At 53.7% G+C, this 17,211-nt stretch carries 16 protein-coding genes; 8 read left to right on the forward strand and 8 right to left on the reverse strand.

All coding sequences use genetic code 11. The features are described from left to right. Positions 1-25 precede the first annotated feature (25 nt). Complete coding sequence (locus JNC80_RS05010) at positions 26-997, forward strand: small ribosomal subunit Rsm22 family protein (RefSeq protein ID WP_376709695.1); 972 nt, start codon at positions 26-28, stop codon at positions 995-997. Between the two features lie 55 nt (positions 998-1,052). Here the strand turns inward: JNC80_RS05010 and JNC80_RS05015 are convergent, their stop codons facing one another. Together JNC80_RS05015 and JNC80_RS05020 are read right to left on the reverse strand one after the other, a co-directional pair. Next, positions 1,053-1,751 carry an OmpW/AlkL family protein gene (locus JNC80_RS05015; protein WP_376709696.1) on the reverse strand — a complete coding sequence of 233 codons (699 nt, stop codon included), beginning with the start codon at positions 1,749-1,751 and terminating at the stop codon, positions 1,053-1,055. A gap of 148 nt (positions 1,752-1,899) precedes the next feature. Beyond that, complete coding sequence (locus JNC80_RS05020) at positions 1,900-2,880, reverse strand: glutathione S-transferase family protein (RefSeq protein WP_220160046.1); 981 nt, start codon at positions 2,878-2,880, stop codon at positions 1,900-1,902. Positions 2,881-3,278: 398 nt separating this feature from the next. Here JNC80_RS05020 and JNC80_RS05025 point away from each other — a divergent pair, with 398 nt between their 5' ends. Beyond that, positions 3,279-3,803, forward strand: a complete 525-nt coding sequence (locus tag JNC80_RS05025) for a GNAT family N-acetyltransferase (RefSeq protein ID WP_376709697.1) — start codon at positions 3,279-3,281, stop codon at positions 3,801-3,803. 203 nt (positions 3,804-4,006) lie between these two features. Here JNC80_RS05025 and JNC80_RS05030 read toward each other — a convergent pair whose 3' ends face one another. From JNC80_RS05030 to JNC80_RS05045, 4 genes are read right to left on the reverse strand one after another with little or no spacing between them, the layout of a single operon-like run. Continuing rightward, positions 4,007-6,094, reverse strand: coding sequence for a glutamine amidotransferase (locus JNC80_RS05030; protein ID WP_376709698.1), 2,088 nt, complete (start codon positions 6,092-6,094; stop codon positions 4,007-4,009). Between the two features lie 2 nt (positions 6,095-6,096). Then, the gene (locus tag JNC80_RS05035; protein WP_376709699.1) at positions 6,097-8,982 is read right to left on the reverse strand and encodes a DUF4159 domain-containing protein; all 2,886 of its coding nucleotides are present in this window, start codon (positions 8,980-8,982) and stop codon (positions 6,097-6,099) included. Further along, positions 8,983-9,897, reverse strand: coding sequence for a DUF58 domain-containing protein (locus JNC80_RS05040; protein ID WP_376709700.1), 915 nt, complete (start codon positions 9,895-9,897; stop codon positions 8,983-8,985). Beyond that, positions 9,897-10,901, reverse strand: a complete 1,005-nt coding sequence (locus JNC80_RS05045; protein WP_075656366.1) for an AAA family ATPase — start codon at positions 10,899-10,901, stop codon at positions 9,897-9,899. Before JNC80_RS05045 ends, JNC80_RS05040 begins: the two co-directional genes overlap by 1 nt. Before the next feature lie 253 nt (positions 10,902-11,154). On the opposite strand from JNC80_RS05045, the gene JNC80_RS05050 reads away from it, so the two are divergent. The 4 genes from JNC80_RS05050 to blaOXA all read left to right on the forward strand — a co-directional run bounded on the left by JNC80_RS05050 (position 11,155) and on the right by blaOXA (position 14,609). Beyond that, positions 11,155-11,718, forward strand: coding sequence for a DUF1285 domain-containing protein (locus JNC80_RS05050; protein ID WP_376709885.1), 564 nt, complete (start codon positions 11,155-11,157; stop codon positions 11,716-11,718). Between the two features lie 79 nt (positions 11,719-11,797). Further along, the gene (locus JNC80_RS05055) at positions 11,798-12,409 is read left to right on the forward strand and encodes a CoA pyrophosphatase (protein WP_376709886.1); all 612 of its coding nucleotides are present in this window, start codon (positions 11,798-11,800) and stop codon (positions 12,407-12,409) included. A gap of 20 nt (positions 12,410-12,429) precedes the next feature. Beyond that, positions 12,430-13,671: a CCA tRNA nucleotidyltransferase gene (locus JNC80_RS05060; RefSeq protein WP_376709887.1), complete on the forward strand. Its 1,242-nt coding sequence runs from the start codon at positions 12,430-12,432 to the stop codon at positions 13,669-13,671. A 140-nt stretch (positions 13,672-13,811) separates the two neighbouring features. After that, positions 13,812-14,609, forward strand: a complete 798-nt coding sequence (gene blaOXA / locus JNC80_RS05065; protein WP_376709888.1) for a class D beta-lactamase — start codon at positions 13,812-13,814, stop codon at positions 14,607-14,609. Positions 14,610-14,664: 55 nt separating this feature from the next. Here blaOXA and hemF read toward each other — a convergent pair whose 3' ends face one another. Further along, positions 14,665-15,579 carry an oxygen-dependent coproporphyrinogen oxidase gene (hemF, locus tag JNC80_RS05070; RefSeq protein WP_376709701.1) on the reverse strand — a complete coding sequence of 305 codons (915 nt, stop codon included), beginning with the start codon at positions 15,577-15,579 and terminating at the stop codon, positions 14,665-14,667. A gap of 316 nt (positions 15,580-15,895) precedes the next feature. On the opposite strand from hemF, the gene JNC80_RS05075 reads away from it, so the two are divergent. After that, positions 15,896-16,156: a hypothetical protein gene (locus JNC80_RS05075; protein WP_022710117.1), complete on the forward strand. Its 261-nt coding sequence runs from the start codon at positions 15,896-15,898 to the stop codon at positions 16,154-16,156. A gap of 145 nt (positions 16,157-16,301) precedes the next feature. Here the strand turns inward: JNC80_RS05075 and JNC80_RS05080 are convergent, their stop codons facing one another. Beyond that, positions 16,302-16,757, reverse strand: a complete 456-nt coding sequence (locus JNC80_RS05080) for a tRNA (cytidine(34)-2'-O)-methyltransferase (RefSeq protein WP_022710118.1) — start codon at positions 16,755-16,757, stop codon at positions 16,302-16,304. Between the two features lie 219 nt (positions 16,758-16,976). Between JNC80_RS05080 and JNC80_RS05085 the strand changes: the two genes are divergently transcribed. After that, positions 16,977-17,129: a hypothetical protein gene (locus JNC80_RS05085; RefSeq protein ID WP_376709702.1), complete on the forward strand. Its 153-nt coding sequence runs from the start codon at positions 16,977-16,979 to the stop codon at positions 17,127-17,129. The last annotated feature ends 82 nt before the right edge of the window (positions 17,130-17,211 follow it).

Genomic DNA, 17,211 nt, shown 5'->3' on the forward strand with positions numbered 1-17,211 from the left:
GAGTTTTTTTACGTGAGATAGAATTATGGAATTACCGGCGGCATTGAGACAGGCTGTGGATGCGCAGTTGCAGGGTGTGGCGCTGGCGGATCTGCAGCGGGCTTCCGGCATCCTCAGCCGTCGTTACCGTGCCGAGACGCGCGATGGCAAATGGCATCTATCCGACGAACTGGCCGCACATGCCTATCTGGCTGCGCGTTTGCCTGCGACTTTTGCCGCTGTGACCTCTGCTTTGCAACATGCGGCTGATATCATCCCAGACTTTGCCCCGCGCAGTCATCTGGATATTGGTGCAGGACCCGGAACAGCATTATGGGCGGCATCTGCCGTCTGGACGGAGATTGAAACATCGCTTCTTCTGGAAGGCAGTAATGCAATCCGTGCTGTAGGCGAGAAGCTTTCTGCTCATGCGCCGGTGGCCGATGTGCAATGGCGTGCCGCCGATGTGACAACGGGGCTGAAAGATGCCAAAGCTGCAGAACTTGTGACACTGGCCTATGTGCTGGATGAACTGAATGAACCTGCACGGCAACAGTTGATTGCGCAATTATGGAACCTGACGGAAGGTATGTTTGTGATTGTGGAACCCGGAACACCGGCCGGTTGGCAGCGCATTCTCGATGCCAGAGCACAATTGCAGGCTTTGGGCGCGCATATCGCAGCGCCTTGCACCCATAGTCAGGCTTGCGCTGTGCAGACACCGGACTGGTGTCATTTCTCCCGCCGCGTGGCGCGTTCCAAAATCCACCGCCTGACCAAAGAGGCTGATGTGCCTTGGGAAGATGAAAAATTCAGCTATCTGGCTGTCAGCCGTCAACCGGTATCCCTTTCAGGCCAGCGGGTGCTGATGCAGCCGAAAACCGGCGGCGGGAAAGTTATTGCTAAATTATGCAGCACTGACGGACAGGTTGCAGAACATCTGATTACCAAGCGGGACAAAGACCTGTTCGGACAGGCGCGACGCGCTGACTGGGGTGATCTGATCGGTGAGGAATAGAAAATCGCATTACAAAAAAAAGCCCGCTTTTCAGCGGGCTTTTTAATGACACATATCAGAAGCGGTAGGTGATACCGGTACCGATCAGCCATGGGTCAAGTTTGGCTTTACCGCTCATCTGTGCGCCGCCAACGGTTACATCAAAATCAGGACGCAGATAGAGTTTCTTCACGTCGAAGTTGAAGCCCCAATGATCGTCGATCATATAATCGAAACCAACCTGTAATGCGCCGCCGAAAGTGTTTTTAACTTTCAGATAATCGGCATCATGAGATTTCTGGTTGTAGAAGATGCTGTAATTCACACCGGCACCGACATATGGCTTGAATGCGCCGAAATCAGTGAAGTGATATTGCAGGGTCAGAGTTGGTGGCAACAGCCAGACTTTACCGACATCCAGACCGTCGATCGCGCCTTTACCGTCAACATTGGCATAGGTCGTACCGAGGATCAGTTCAGCTGCAATATTATTGGTGAAGTAGTAGGAAATATCGAGTTCCGGGACCACTGTGTTGGAATATTTCAGGCCGGAACCCGGAACTTCATTCACATGGCCTTTGTTTTCTGTGATGACGCCAAGCGCACGCACACGAACCTGCCACGGGCTGAGCGCCACGGCAAGCGGTTCCGATACCTGCGGTTCAACCGGTGCGATAACCGCATCTGCGGCCAGTGCAGGCTGCATAGCGATTGCGGTGAGAGCAGTTGCAGCAAGAAGAGCACATATATGACGATTTGCCGGGAGGATAGCCATGTCAGTTTTCCTTAAAGTCTGAGAATGAAGGCAAACTGACAGCGGGCAGGCGGCTTTCCATTGATTGAAATCAATTGCAGATAATAAAACACCGCATAGCGGGATGTTCGCTATGCGGTGTGATAAAACTGTCACTTAATATGCGAGCTTAGCTGAAACGGGCACGGTCATGCGGTGCATCATAATCAAGCTGCGGGCCGAGGGGGACAACACCGGTCGGATTGATTGTTTTATGGCTCATATAATAGTGGTTTTTGATATGTGTGAAATTCACCGTACCGGCAACGCCCGGCACCTGATAAAGCTCACGCACATAATTTGAGATATTCGGATAGTCGGCAATCCGTGCTTTGTTACATTTGAAGTGACCGACATAGACCGGATCAAAACGGATCAGTGTGGTGAACAGGCGCCAGTCCGCTTCAGTCAGACGGGAGCCGGTGAGATAGCGTTGTTTGCCGAGAATGGTCTCGATCCTGTCCAAAGCATCAAACACATTGCTATAGGCTTCCTCATAGGCATCCTGAGAGGTGGCAAAGCCTGCTCGGTAAACGCCGTTATTGATGTTCGGATAGACGAACTCATTCATTGCATCAATTTCTGCGCGGAGATCTTCCGGATAGAAATCAAGCGACGCGTCACCGAATTCATTGAAAGCAGTGTTGAGCATACGGATAATTTCAGCGGATTCATTGGAGACAATGGTCTGTTGCTGTTTGTCCCAGAGAACCGGAACAGTCACGCGGCCGGAATAGTTCGGGTCGGCACGGGTATAGATTTCATAGAGGCGTTTGGCACCATAGAGATGATCCGGCGTTGCGCCGTCTTTGCCGGTCAGCGTCCAGCCTTCTTCCGCCATCAGATAGTCAACGACAGAGACGCTGATGACATTTTCCAGTTTCTTCAGCGCGCGGAAAATCAGTGTGCGATGCGCCCACGGACAGGCCAGCGATACATAGAGGTGATAGCGTCCGGCTTCAGCTTTGAAACCGCCGGTGCCGCTGGGGCCTGCGCTGCCATCTGCTGTGATCCAGTTGCGGAATTGCGAAGCGGAGCGGACAAAGCGGCCGTCTGTGGCTTTCGTATCATACCATTGGTCGTGCCATTTGCCGTCAACTAAGAGACCCATAAGAATATTCCTTATATTGGCCGCGTTAATCCGGATAACTCAACGGCAGCGGCAGAGAATTCTGATCCTTAATGTAATACATAATGCGGGAAAGTCTCGCCTGATCTGGCTGTTTTTACGAAACACGCTGTCCTGAAAACAGGACGATGTTTTGTTTGGACTGTTTTCCGGCACGGCTCTTTACGATCAAAAAAAATGATGTTAAGCAAACACACCGCATCAGTTTGCGGCTATTCACCTTTCAGGAGAACGGAATTGACAGGTCTGCAGTTCATCCGACGATGAAATTGTAAACGGTGCGCGGCACCGGTGGATACCTGTTTGCGTTTTTATGCCCCATAGCGGCGACAAATCACGCGATAATTCTGAAGTCTAAATCTCTGAAATAGTGAAGTGCCATGTTGCAGTCTGAACTGACTTACACGCAGGAAACCTGCGCCCACGATGCGGAAATCGAAGAAATCAATGCGCTAGCTTTTGGTCCGGGCAGATTTGTCCGTGCAGCCGCGCGTATCCGCGAGGGCGGGGCGCATGACCGCGATTTGTCTTTTGTGGCTCTTCATGGCGGCAGACTGATCGGCTCCATCAGAATGACACCGATTGCTATCGGCACCACACCTGCGTTGCTGCTGGGGCCGCTGGTCGTGCGGGATGGCTGGAAAAGCCTCGGCATTGGCCGGATATTGATGAACCAGTCGATGGAAGCCTCAGCAAAAGCAGGGCACAGGCTGAGCCTGCTTGTCGGCGACGCACCTTATTATAATGCTTTCGGCTTTGTGAAAGTGGATGCCAATAAGGTGATTATGCCGGCACCGGTTAATCCGGAGCGGCTGCTTGCCTGTATTCTGCCGGGAGCTGAAACTCTGTCAGGCCCTGCGCTCAATGAGCTGGCGGGGCAGGTTAAGCATCTCAACCAGCTTTGATGTAAAAAGCGGTTTCAGTGATCTGAAACCGCTTCATTTCCTTATTTGCCGCGTATCTTTTCCGATCGAAGCAGGACGAGAAATCAGTCCAGTGAACTGATTTCCCTGCGTAGGCGCTTCACACTTTTCGGGATACGCTCTGGATTCTTGAGCGGTCGCATTATCACTGCCGTCAAGTTGATTCAACTTGACTGTGAAATGCTCTAACGCCCTTCACGATACCATGTGCCGCCGAGAATAAGCAGCAGTGCGGCTAAAGCCAGCAGGCTGGTGAAAAGCGGAATGCGATGCACTGCCACCAGACTTGTATCCTGAGTAGGCCGCAGCCCCAGAAGAGTGGCAGGGCTTTGTTTTTGCGACGGGTTCATCAGCGAAACATCCGGCACGGAGATTGCAGCCTGTTCAGCCGTTTCTTTCAGGCGCAGAACATTGCCGCCGCTGGCCTGTGCCACAGGTAGCAATTTTTGTGTTGTAGAAATACTGTCGCGCAGTTCCGGCGTGTCCACATTGCCGACATGGGCAAGCACGGAATAATCGCCGTTCTCAATCTTATACAGTCCCTGTTCATCGGCCGGTAATTGCGCTGTGAACTGTCCGGCAACGGATTGCGTCAGCGGCACTTCAATGATTTTGCCGGATGGCGTGGTGACTTTGGCCGGAGCGGCCTTGTCGCTCATGGTCTGGCGGGTAATCTCCAGACGATCGGCAGTGCCTTTGGCCGTCAGCGCTTCTTCTTCCAGCTCCGGTTCCTGCATCAGCCAGTGTGCCATGCGGCGATAGAGCGATGCATAAGGCCCGCCGCCTTCAAAATCACGCGCCCAGAGCCAGCCCTGATCGGACAGCAACATACCGACACGGCCTTTACCCTGATGGCCGAGCACCATCAGCGGCTTGTTGTCAGGCCCCTGCATGACGGTTTCGCCCTGCGGTGTGGCAATATCAATCGAGCGGAACCAGCGTCCCCATTGCGGCGGTTCCTGTTCACTGCCTTCCAGCCCGCGTGTGACAGGATGGCGCTTACCGGCTTCAGTCAGACGCGGATAGAAGCCTTTTTCCGTGACATCACCGGTTGGCAATGCAGGCAAAACGCTGAGCAGCGGGGTGCGTGCAATCGACATACTGTCTGCATATTCAGGGCCTGCGGCGATCAGCAGGGCGCCGCCATTTTGCACATATTGGGCGATATAATCATAATAGAGCAGCGGCAGCACATTTCGGTGCTGATAGCGGTCGAAAATAATCAGATCGAAATCTTCCACCTTATCGACGAATAATTCGCGTGTCGGAAAGACAATCAGCGATAATTCATTGATCGGCGTGTCATCCTGCTTTTCCGGCGGACGCAGAATGGTGAAATGCACGAGATCGACAGAGGTGTCGGATTTTAGCAGGTTACGCCATGTGCGTTCGCCATTATTCGGTTCACCGGATACCAGCAGCACACGAAGATTTTCGCGGATTGCATCAATCAGTGCAACGGCCTGATTATTGGCGGTGGTGACTTCACCACTCAACGGTTCTGTGGCGATTTCCACAATATTGCGACCGGCATGAGGCAGGGTGATCTCGGTTTTGACATCCTGACCTATGGATGCCGGAACTGTGGCGACCAGTTCGCCATTGATACGGATGGTGACGCTGGACTGTGATGCATCCACCGGAATTTTTCCGGCATCTTCCACCCGGAAAACCAGCTCCTGCGGCTTGCCGCTGAGGCCGAAGCGCGGCACGCGGATGAAGCGGATACTGCGGTCGAATTCATCGCCGGTGCCGGTAATCAGCGCATGAAGCGGGGCTTTGAAATTCAGCTCGTCTGCTTTGGCAGGCACATCATGCACCTGACCATCGGTAATCATAACCGCACCGCCGATGCGTGACGGCGGCACGTCGCGCAGGCCTTCATTCAGGGCTGTGAACAATCGGGTATTGTCGCGGTTTTCAGTACCGGAACCGGCTTCGATAATCCGCGTTTCAATATCGGATTGTGCGCCGAGCTTTTGTTTCAGCGCTTCAAGCGCAGCATCCGTATCCTGTGTGCGGTTGCCCTGAGACTGGCTGGCGCTGCGGTCAACCACAATGCCGACAATGGTTTTGAGCTGCTCGTGCTGCTCACGTGTGATCTCCGGATTAAACAAAGCCAGAGCAAGCGCTGCAAAACCGCCAAAACGCAACCAGCTGCCGCGTTTGCGTAAGAACAAGCCAGCCAGAGTAATGAGAGCCAGCGGAGCCAGACAAAGTCCGAGCCAAAGCGGTGAGAGCAGGGGTGCGAAATGCAGGGAAAACAGGCTCATTATCAGTTCCCCAGCCGTTCGAGCAAAGCAGGCACATGCACCTGATCTGCTTTGTAATTACCGGTCAGCACATACATAACCATATTCACACCGCCACGCAGTGCATAGATGCGCTGCATCGGATCATTCGGCACGGTCGGATATAGCGGTTGCCAGTTTTCATCCATCGCCCATGCACCGGCCAGATCATTGGCGGTAATGAGGATCGGGCTCACACCATCACCATTGCGCACAGGCCTGTCGGCGGGCTGGTCAGCGGCATCCGGATTATCGGCAGGGGCTTCCGCCCAAAGCGGGCTGCCGCGGTAGCGTCCGGGAAAATCCGGCATCAGAAAGAAAGTTTTGCTCAGCACATGATTATCGGCAACGGGTGCAAGAGGCGGGACATTCATTGCATCCAGCATATCACGCAGCCGCTGCGTGGCAGGGCTGGTGCCATTCAACCCGCTTGTGTCGCCGGAGAGTTGATCGCGGGTGTCAAAAATTACCGTGCCACCCTGCTGCATATAGGCATCAATGCGCTGCAGCGCTTTTTCACTCGGAAAAGGTGCTTTCTCATCAACAGGCCAATAGATCATCGGATAGAAAGCGAGTTCATCTTTTTCCGGATTAATACCGACCGGTGCACCGGGTTCCAGTGAGGTTTTATCTGCAACAAACTGATTGAGACCGCTAAGCCCGACACGGCTCACATCATCTGTCGCTTTGTCGCCGGTAATCACATAAGCCAGATGTGTGACATCCAGCACGTCAATTTTTGCCTGATCGTCGGGCTTGCTATCGTCTCTGACCTGTTTTTCCTGTGCCAGAACCGGCTGCACTATGAAGGGCATAGCTGTCAGACTTGCGGATAAAGCGAACAAGAAAAGCAGGGATTTCACGGTGCCGGACGCTTTGCCGGTGAAATTACGCGATCTGTTCCGCGAGAAAGTGCCGCCGATCCACAGCATCAGCAAACCATCTAGCGCCAGCAATATTGCGGCCAGCGCAAAGAGCGGGCCTTGCAGATTAACGGTCTGTGCCTTGGTGGCCGGCACCATTACAAGATTGGTCGTCATTTCCGGTTTGGTAAGCGGGTTCAGAACTGTGTCACTCTTCATCAGGTTCAGTGCTTTATAAGCCTGTTCTGTGCCGTAAAGTCCGGGCGGATTAAGCAGGGATGCTTCCGGTGTTTTGCCTTTTTCAATCACCAGCGGCTGCGCAGCTGCGGGCTGGCCTGTCAGATTACCTGCGGCATCCAGCAGGCGATAGGCAGGCAGTGTCACTGTTTGCTCACCGGCTGCATTGGCAGCCTGTGCGCCGGATGTTTCGGTAAGCCTGCGCAGAAGATCAACAAATCCGCCTGAGAGTGGCAGATTAGACCAGCCGATATCCGGCGCGATATGAAACAGAACCAAGCGCCCCGCGCCGCGGTTTTCACCGGTAATCAGCGGTGTGCCATCGGCAAGATTGAGCCAGCTTTTTTGCATCAAATCCGGTGACGGCTCTGCCAGAACCTGTCGCAACACTGTGACATCATCGGGCAGCTGAATATTGCGGAACGGGCTGTTTTCCGGTGCAGGTGCAACGGGCTGCGGCGTTGACCATGACAAAGTGCCGCCAAGATTGCGCTGGCCGCTGCGCAACTGTACCGGCAGCAGCGGATCGCGCTTGGTGTCCGTATCGCTTTGTGCTGCCGCCAGACGCGGACCGGCAAAACGCAACAATGTGCCGCCATTTTCAACCCATTGCATCAGTTTCGCCGCTGTGCTTTCCGGCAGTCTGCCGATATCCGACAAAACAATGACGGAGGGTTTCTGCTCCAGCAGACGGTCAACTGACTGGCTCAGGTCGCGGTCATTGGCGTTGATAAGGTCAGCAAAAGGTGCCAGCGCCGAGGAAATATAATGTAATGGCGATAACAGCGAATGCGCCTTGTCGGCATTGCTTGCATCCAGCAGGCCGACACGGCGGCGGCGGTTATTTTCATCCAGCAGCCATGTGGCTGCGGCATGGCGCATCTGATCTGCCCGCACCATGGCAATATCATTGCGCAACTCAACCGGAATGGTCATTTGCGCCACGGCCTTGATTTCTTTGTCGGCAAAATCCGCCTGTGTTTGCGCCAGCACACGCCCCTGATTATCATAGGCGCTGAGCTGAACTTTGGCTGCCTGCACATCACTGGACGGGCGCAACAGATCAATCACCAATGCGTTTTGCTGATTGGCTACGCCCTGAACGGCAAAAAGCTGCTGACTGTCCGGCATAATCAGCTGAATAGTTGTGGCTTTCAGCTTGTCGAGAGCCGTAAAGGCTTGCTGATCCTGCGCAGTCTCCAGTCCGTCATTCAGATAAAAAATACGGCTTTCCGGTGTATTGTTCAGAGCAGTGCCAAGACGTTCAGCGGCAGCCAGACGTTCAACCGGAACAGCGCGAGGCTCCAGTGCCTGCAAGCGTTCCAGTGCCTGCGCAGCGGTGAAAGGCCCGCTTGCTGTGTTTTGCGGATCGGCAGTGGCAATCAGATAGACCGGAGCATCATTTTTCTCTGCATTGGAGATCAGCCATTGCGCCTGATTTTCATAGGCTGCCCATTGCGGGGCTGAAGCCCAGCCATTGTCGATCATGATGACAACCGGCTGCGCGCCGGTGAAAGTGATCGGCTGTGGTTTCCATACAGGCCCTGCAACGGCGAAGATCACCAGAGCGGCCAGAACCAGACGCAGCAGCGTCAGCCACCACGGGCTTTTGCTGGCTTCCTGATCGTGACGGGCAATTTTTGCCAGAATGGCCAGTGGCGGAAACGGTTCCTGTGCCGGTTTCGGCGGCGTTGCACGCAGCAGCCACCAGATAACGGGCAGAGTGAGTAGACCGGCAAGCAGCCACGGGGCAGTAAAAATCAGCGGCATTTACGCGGCGCCTCCGCCGGTGGAAGAATGATGTCCGAGAAAGCCATGGAGTGTGGTCAGAGCCTGTGCTGCAGGTTTATCTGTGGTGCTGGTGATAAAACTCCAGCCAAAACGGGTGCAGGTTTCACGCAGAAATTCGCGCTGTGCCTGATAAAGCCTGCGATAATCTTCCGCATAATTCTGCGCACGACCGGCGACAAGAATTTGACCGGACACAGGGTCTCTGAATTCTGTGCGGCCGGAAAACGGAAAATCCGCCTCTGCAGGATCGGCAACGGCGATGAGATGCGCACGGATACCGCGTCTGGCAATCTGATCAAGCTTCGCGCTGAGTATATCGGCAGGCTGCAGAAAATCGCTGATGAGCACCAGTTCATTAAAACGCTGCAATGGCTGAAGATCAGGTTGTGCTGCTAAAGTACCGGTTTGCAACAAGGCTGTTGCCAAACGCTCTGCACCATTGCGGGCGAGCAATGGCGGCAGCACATCAGGATAGGCAATACGTTCACCGGAGCGGCTGAACAGTTCGGCGAGCGCCAGTGTCAGCACCAATGCGCGATGCTGTTTGGAAACCGGACTGAAACGGGACTGATACAGCATAGACGGCGACGGGTCGCACCACAGCCAGATTGTATGCGCCGTTTCCCATTCACGGTCACGCATATAGGTATGGTCGTCGCGGGCTGAACGCCGCCAGTCAATGCGCGAGAGCATATCGCCCTGCGCATAAGGGCGGAACTGCCAGAAATTATCGCCGGTGCCGCGTTTGCGCCTGCCATGCCAGCCATTGATGACAGAGCCGGCAATATGGCGTGCCTGCGTAATCAGATCAGGCATCAGTGCTGCCTGCCTGCGCGATGGCGCCAGCAGGTCAACGGCCTGTTCAGAACGGGTTATGGCACCGGTTGCTGTCATCAGTTGAGCGCCTGTGTCAGTTTGGCAATCACATCACGCACGCCCACACCATCGGCGCGGGCGGCAAAATTGAGAGCCATACGATGCTGGAGAACCGGTTCTGCCAAGGCTTTCACATCATCAACAGACGGAGCAAGGCGTCCTTCATAGAGCGCGCGGGCGCGGGTGCAGAGCATCAGTGCCTGACCGGCACGCGGGCCGGGACCCCAGCTGATATGGTTTTTCGCATGGTCATTATCCGCATCAGGACGGGCTGAGCGAACCAGTTTCAGAATAGCTTCAAGCACAGTTTCCGGCACCGGCATCTGACGGATCAGCTGCTGGATTTCCTGCAGGCGCGTGGCTTCAATCACTTTGGCTGGTCGTGCCTGCATTGTGCCGGTGGTGTTGAGTAACACGGCACGTTCCGCATCAATATCCGGATAATCCAGATCGATCTGCATCAGAAAACGGTCGAGCTGAGCTTCCGGCAGCGGATAGGTGCCTTCCTGTTCAAGCGGGTTCTGGGTCGCCAGCACATGGAACGGGCTTGGCAGATCATGGCGCTGACCGGCAACGCTGACATGATATTCCTGCATCGCCTGCAACAAAGCAGACTGCGTGCGCGGCGATGCACGGTTGATCTCATCGGCCATCAGCAGCTGGGCGAAAACCGGCCCTTTAATATAACGGAAAGAACGGCGTCCGTCGCTGTCCTGATCCATGACTTCAGAACCGATAATATCGGACGGCATCAGATCAGGCGTAAACTGGATGCGCTTTTCATCAAGGCCGAGAACAGTACCCAGCGTTTCCACCAGACGGGTTTTGGCAAGTCCCGGTACACCGACGAGCAGGGCATGGCCACCGGCCAGCAATGCGACCAGCGTATTTTCAACCGCTTGCTCCTGACCGTAAATAACCTGTCCGATTTGCTGACGGATCAGATTAATGTCACTGGCAGCCTGATCGGCAGCCCGTATCACGGCATCAGGATCAATTTTCGACGCAGCGGTAAAATTCATGATGTCCTCTTTATTCCAGATCAGATGCTTTATCTGGTTTACTTGAATCATCGGGCAAGACTATGTCATGCTGACGGGAGCGTAAATGGCACAGTTCGCATTAACCGGAATGCACCGGACTGTCAGGCACAGGTCTTAACAGGAAACTGAAATGAACAGCGGTAATATGTCGAAAAATAAAGAAACTGCTGATGTTGATGCCGGTTCTGTCACCAGTTCTGCCACGAGCTCTGCAAGCGGGCTTGATGCGTTGATGCGCCGTGCCGCCAGTCAATTGCCTGAGGGAAAAGAAGGCAAAGGTCTGCCACCGGTGGAACGCTGGGAGCCGGATTTTTGCGGCGAGCTGGATATGGAAATCAAAGCCGATGGCACATGGTTCTATATGGGTACGCCGATCGGCCGCCCTGCATTGGTGCGCCTGTTCTCAACCGTGTTGCGCAAGGATGCCGACGGTAAAACCTATCTGGTAACACCGGTGGAAAAAATCGCCATCCGTGTGGAGGATGCGCATTTCAATGCCGTGGAAATGCATGTTTCCGGCGAGAGGGAGGCGCAGGTTCTCACCTTCCGCACCAATGTCGGCGATGTGGTTGAGGCGGGAGAGCAGCATCCGCTGCGTTTTGTAACGGATAGTGAAACCGGCGGTTTCAAACCTTATATATTGGTGAGAGGGCGTCTGGAGGCGCTGGTCAGCCGCGCAGTTATGTATGATCTGGCAGCACTCGGAGAAGAACTGATGATCGAGGGAAAGCTGATGTTTGCCCTGCGCTCCAATGGCCGGATATTTCCGGTGATGGCTGCTGAGAATTTACAGTGATACAATGAAAAACTTGATGACTGATACAGGTTTTACCGCACAGGATCTGATGCGGAGAGTTGAACAAAAACAAAGTTTTATGACGGTTGCTGATGAATTTGATTCAGGCGGCCTGCCTTTGTCCGGCGATCATGCGCTCAATCCACAATGGACTGCCTCTCATGTGATGGCGGGAGCTGATCCACGGCTGAAAATTAAACTCAAACCGGCGGCGGTGCTGATCCCTGTGGTGGATCACGGTGACCATGCCAGTGTGCTGCTGACCACGCGCAATGCGCAGATGCGCAGCCATTCCGGTCAGGTGGCTTTTCCCGGTGGCAAGATTGATGCTGAGGATCTCAGCCCTGAACATGCGGCTCTGCGTGAAGCCCATGAGGAAATCGGGCTGGATGCAAGGCATACGCAGACGCTTGGCCGTTTGCCGCAATATATGACCGGCAGCGGCTATACGATTACGCCGGTGCTGGCGGTGATACGGACACCATTTGAACTCCATGCCAATCCCGACGAGGTGGCGGATATTTTTGAAGTGCCGCTGCATTTTCTGATGGACCCGCGTGAGCATCAGCGCGAGAGCCGGATATTTGCGGGGCATGAGCGGTTTTTCTATGCCATCCATTATCAGAATCGGAATATCTGGGGCGCAACAGCGGGGATTATCCGCAGCCTCTATGAAAGGCTTTATGCGTGAGTGAACAGACGACAACTGTGCTGAATATTGCAGATCGTGCGGAGTGGCTTGCCGTGCCGTCTTTGCAGCAATTGCTGGCAGCACTGGCTGAAGATGGTGAAGAAGCGCGGGTGGTTGGCGGTGCCGTGCGCAATACGCTTCTGGGCGAACCGGTGGGCGATATTGATATTGCCTCCACAACCCTGCCGGAAGAGACCAAAGCGCGTGCCGAAAAATGCGGTTTTAAAGTCGTGCCGACCGGCATTGACCATGGCACAGTGACTGTTGTTGCCCATGGTGTGCCCTATGAGGTGACAACTTTGCGCGCCGATGTGGAAACACACGGACGGCAGGCCACAGTCGCTTTTGGCCGCGACTGGCAGGTTGATGCCGAGCGGCGGGACTTTACCGTTAATGCGCTTTATGTCCGTGCCAATGGTGAAGTGGTGGATCATGTCGGCGGGCTTGCAGATATTGAAAAGCACGAGTTGCGTTTTATCGGTGATGCGGAGACACGGATTACGGAAGATTATCTGCGTATTCTGCGCTTCTTCCGTTTCTTCGCGTGGTATGGCTCAGGACGGCCGGATGCGGCGGGACTGAAAGCCTGTGCCAAGCTGAAAAGCCATTTGCAAACCTTGTCGGCTGAACGGGTGTGGTCGGAGTTAAAGAAGCTGCTTTCTGCCCCCGATCCGTCACGCGCATTGCTATGGATGCGCCAGTCCGGTGTGCTGACCCAGATTTTGCCGGAGAGTGAGAAATGGGGCATTGATGCTATTCATGCGCTGGTGCGCTCTGAGCGTGATCTCGAATGGAAGCCGGATGCTTTGTTGCGCTTGCAGGCGATTGTGCCGCCGGATGCAGCGCGCATGGCAGAGCTTGGCAAGAGACTGCGCCTGTCCAATGCCGATAAAGCCCGTCTGGAAAGCTGGGCGCTGGCTGATCTGCCTAAGCCGGAACTGTCGGAGACAGGTTTGATTAAGCTGATCTATAGCGGCTCACGGGAGGCTTTGATTGACCGGATTAAGCTGGCGCTGGTTGCCGCGCGTGCAGAGGCCGAAAATGATAATCAGGCGATGATCCGCGCAGGTCAGTACAGCCGTTTGCTGGATGTGGCAGTGCAGACTGACATGCCGGTATTTCCGGTCAGCGGAGCTGATCTGATGAAGCTGGGTTTTGAAAAAGGCCCAGAACTTGGCAAACAGCTCAAAGCATTGGAGGCGACATGGCTGGCTTCCGGATTTGAGCTCAGTAAAGAAAATTTGTTAGCAACATTATCCTGACATATCGGGGCGGAAATTCCGCCCCGTTTTTGTTTTTAGCTGCCGGTTCAGATGATTAATGCGATTTCTGCAGGTCATGATTCATCTGAGGTGATTTAAATATTTTCAGAATTCCGGAGTTGCGTATCATGGATAAAAAAATGCGTTCAGCGGCATTGTTGGCTTTTGCGCTGACAGGCAGCACAAGTTTTCAGGCTCAGGCCGGAGAGAAGGGGATTGTAACGGAATGTGCTGTGGTTATGGATGCCGCAACGCAGAAAATCCTTTCCCGTAAAGGTGTTTGCGACAAACGCTTTACACCGGCATCGACGTTTAAAGTGCCGCTTGCTGTGATTGGTTATGACAAAAATATCCTCCGCTCGGAGCATGATCCGGTCTGGCAGTGGAAGCCTGAAATGGAAGCGCCGGAACGTGACCGGATTGCCGTTGATCCGGCACGGTGGCTGGAGCAGTCGGTTGTCTGGTATTCGCGTGAGATCACAAAACAGTTGGGACAGAAGCAGTTTTCCGAAGCTGTTGCAGCGCTTGATTACGGGAATAAGGATGTTTCGGGCAGAGCCGGAAAACAAGACGGGCTGACAGGTTCATGGATCGGCTCTTCACTGGAGATTTCACCGGACGAGCAGGTACAATTTCTGAATAAGCTCGTGCATGAGACTTTGCCGGTTTCCAAGCAGGCACAACAGAAAGCCAAAGCTGCCATGACGGTTTTTACATCTGAAAAGGGCTGGAAAGTTACCGGCAAAACCGGCGCTGCGCGGTTGCGTGATGCAAATGGCAAATTTGCAGGGGAGCAGCGCTTAGGCTGGTTTGTTGGCTGGGCGGAAAAGGATGGTCGTCAATTGGTTTTTGCCAATATGCAGGTCTTTGACAAGGCATTAAAGACCAGCCCTGGGCTACTGATCCGCGGGCAGTTCCTGAAAAATTTTGATCAATAAAGAACGGCGCTCTCATAAAAAAAACGGGGGCTGATGCCCCCGTTCTGATTTTATATTAAGGCCATTTCACTACTGGCGGCATGGAAGACAGGATCGAGGCGATATTACCGCCGGTCTTGAGACCGAAGATCGTGCCACGGTCATGCAGCAGGTTGAATTCTACATAGCGGCCGCGACGGATCAGCTGTTCCTCGCGGTCAGCGTCTGTCCATGGCTGGTTGAAGTTCTGGCGCACAATATGCGGATAGACGACAGCAAAGCAGCGGCCGACATCGCGGGTAAATGCAAAGTCTGCATTCCAGCCGCCCTGTTCATCGCTTGAATGCAGCCAGTCATAGAAGATGCCGCCAATACCGCGCGGTTCCTGACGATGCGGCAGATAGAAATATTCATCGCACCATTGTTTCATGCGGTCGTAATCGGCAATGCCTGCATGTTTGTTGCAGACGAAATTCAGCGCCTTATGAAAAGCCTGGCTGTCGGTGTCTTCCTGCGTGCGACGACGGTCAAGCACAGGGGTCAGATCGGCGCCACCGCCGAACCACTGGCGTGTCGTCACAACCATACGTGTATTCATATGCACTGCCGGTACATTCGGGTTCTGCGGATGGGCAATCAGCGAGAGACCGCTCGCCCAATAGCGCGGATCTTCATCGGCACCCGGAATCTGGGCGCGGAACTCCGGCGAAAACTCGCCATAGACTGTGGAGACATGCACACCGACTTTTTCAAAAACGCGGCCATGCATCATCGACATAACACCGCCACCACCACGGCCTTCGTCTTTTGCCCAAGGGGTGCGGACAAAGCGGCCGGCTTCACGGTCGCTGAGCGGGCCTGTCAGTTCGTCTTCAAGGGTTTCAAACAGGGAGCAGATACGGTCACGTAATTCTTCGAACCAGTTTTGTGCCAGTTGTTTTTTGTCTTCAAGATTATCTGGAAGATGAGCTGGAAGATCCGGACGTTGCATGCTTGGTTCCTTATTATGTTTTGGGAGCTTTGGGCGAAGCCGCAGCGCCAGCATATCAGCAGCTGTCAACAGGTTATATAGTCTTCATAAACCGGATTATGTTTATGAAAGCTTTCTGCTTTTCGGAAAATGACAGATTTCGTTCATACTTTACAGCGATAACAGGCGCGGAAATGACTCGTTTCGGATGAGATTCTGCTGTAAATTGCACTATAGAGTTGTGATGGGTGCATCTGTGGATTGTAACCCTTTGTAACTCATAATTTATGTCCGCTTTGTCTTTTGCCCCGTTGCGGCGCTGTAAAGGAAATCGCTTATGACATCCATTCCGCCAAAGCCACCATTGGAAGGTTTGCGCAGGCAGATGCGCAAAGCAGCTTCCGGCGTGAAGCCGAATATCAGTGACGGCTATATCCGCGAAACATTTTCACTGCCTCGCAGCATAGCGCGGGTTAAGGCGCGGGAATGGTTTGAAACCTATCCGAAGGCCGCTTACTGGACAGAAATTGAAAGCTGGTATGTGCGCCCGAATGATGTGATCGAATTCACCATCCGCCGTCTGCCAAGTTCCGACTAGATAGGTTAGCGCTGTTTGCTCATATTCTGATTCAAGTGGATCAGAATATGATTCTGCTATTCTTTTTAATTGACTGATATTTAAAGATTTATTCTAAGTTTTACCTTGTCGAATAGCTTCTAGCCTTTAACCTGTCGAATAGCTTCTAGCCTTTAACCTGTCGAATAGCTTCTCCGGCGGCCATCGCGACCGAAAGCGCGAGGTTGAGTGAGCGCGCACCTTCGACCATCGGGATGATGATCCGCTCTTCACAGGTCTCATGCACATAGTCCGGCACACCGGCAGATTCACGGCCAAACAGCAAGATGTCATCCGGCCGGTAGCTGAAATCCGTATAGGGTTGTGCCGCCTTGGTGGAGAGCAGCACCAGCCTGCGGTTTTCAGACAAGCGCCAGTTGTTGAAATGCTCCCAGTCGAGATGGCGGGTCAGCGCTGCCTGTTCCAGATAATCCATGCCCGCCCGTTTCAGCCCGCGATCGGAGAGGTCAAAACCGGCAGGTTCAATCACATGCACGGCCAGTCCGAGACAGGCTGCCATACGCAGTATGGTTCCGGTGTTGCCGGGAATGTCAGGCTGGAAGAGGGCGATATGTATTGTCATCAGGCTGTTGCTTCTGTTTCGGGTGACATCAGATAAGCGGCCTATAGCATATAATTTCAAACAATAAGAATTGTGTGCAATCTGTCACAGTTTAATGTGTTCTCGGTAAAGTGAAGAGAAAAGAACGAGCAGTGACTAGCCGGTAAAATAACATAGTGCTATACGGAGCATCCATTTTATCAGATTGGCCATGCCAGATTGACCATGAAGGAGGCTGTGATGAATATTAAGATTTCTTTGAATCTTTGCCCAGTTGCAGCCGCACCTGTATCCGGCGAGCTTAACCCCGCTCCGGTAGCTTTCATGGCGGGTACCGCACCAATCGAAGCTGTGGTATCTTCTCCCGAATTGTTTTTGCGGGCGTTGCGCTGAACGGGACTGTTAAAATGAGCGTATATATCAGACTGCTGTAGCAAACCACCTGATAGCCTGAAACCGATGATGAGTTGTGCCG

Source organism: Pseudochrobactrum lubricantis (genome assembly GCF_041929865.1).
In the GTDB taxonomy this organism is placed as follows: domain Bacteria; phylum Pseudomonadota; class Alphaproteobacteria; order Rhizobiales; family Rhizobiaceae; genus Pseudochrobactrum; species Pseudochrobactrum saccharolyticum.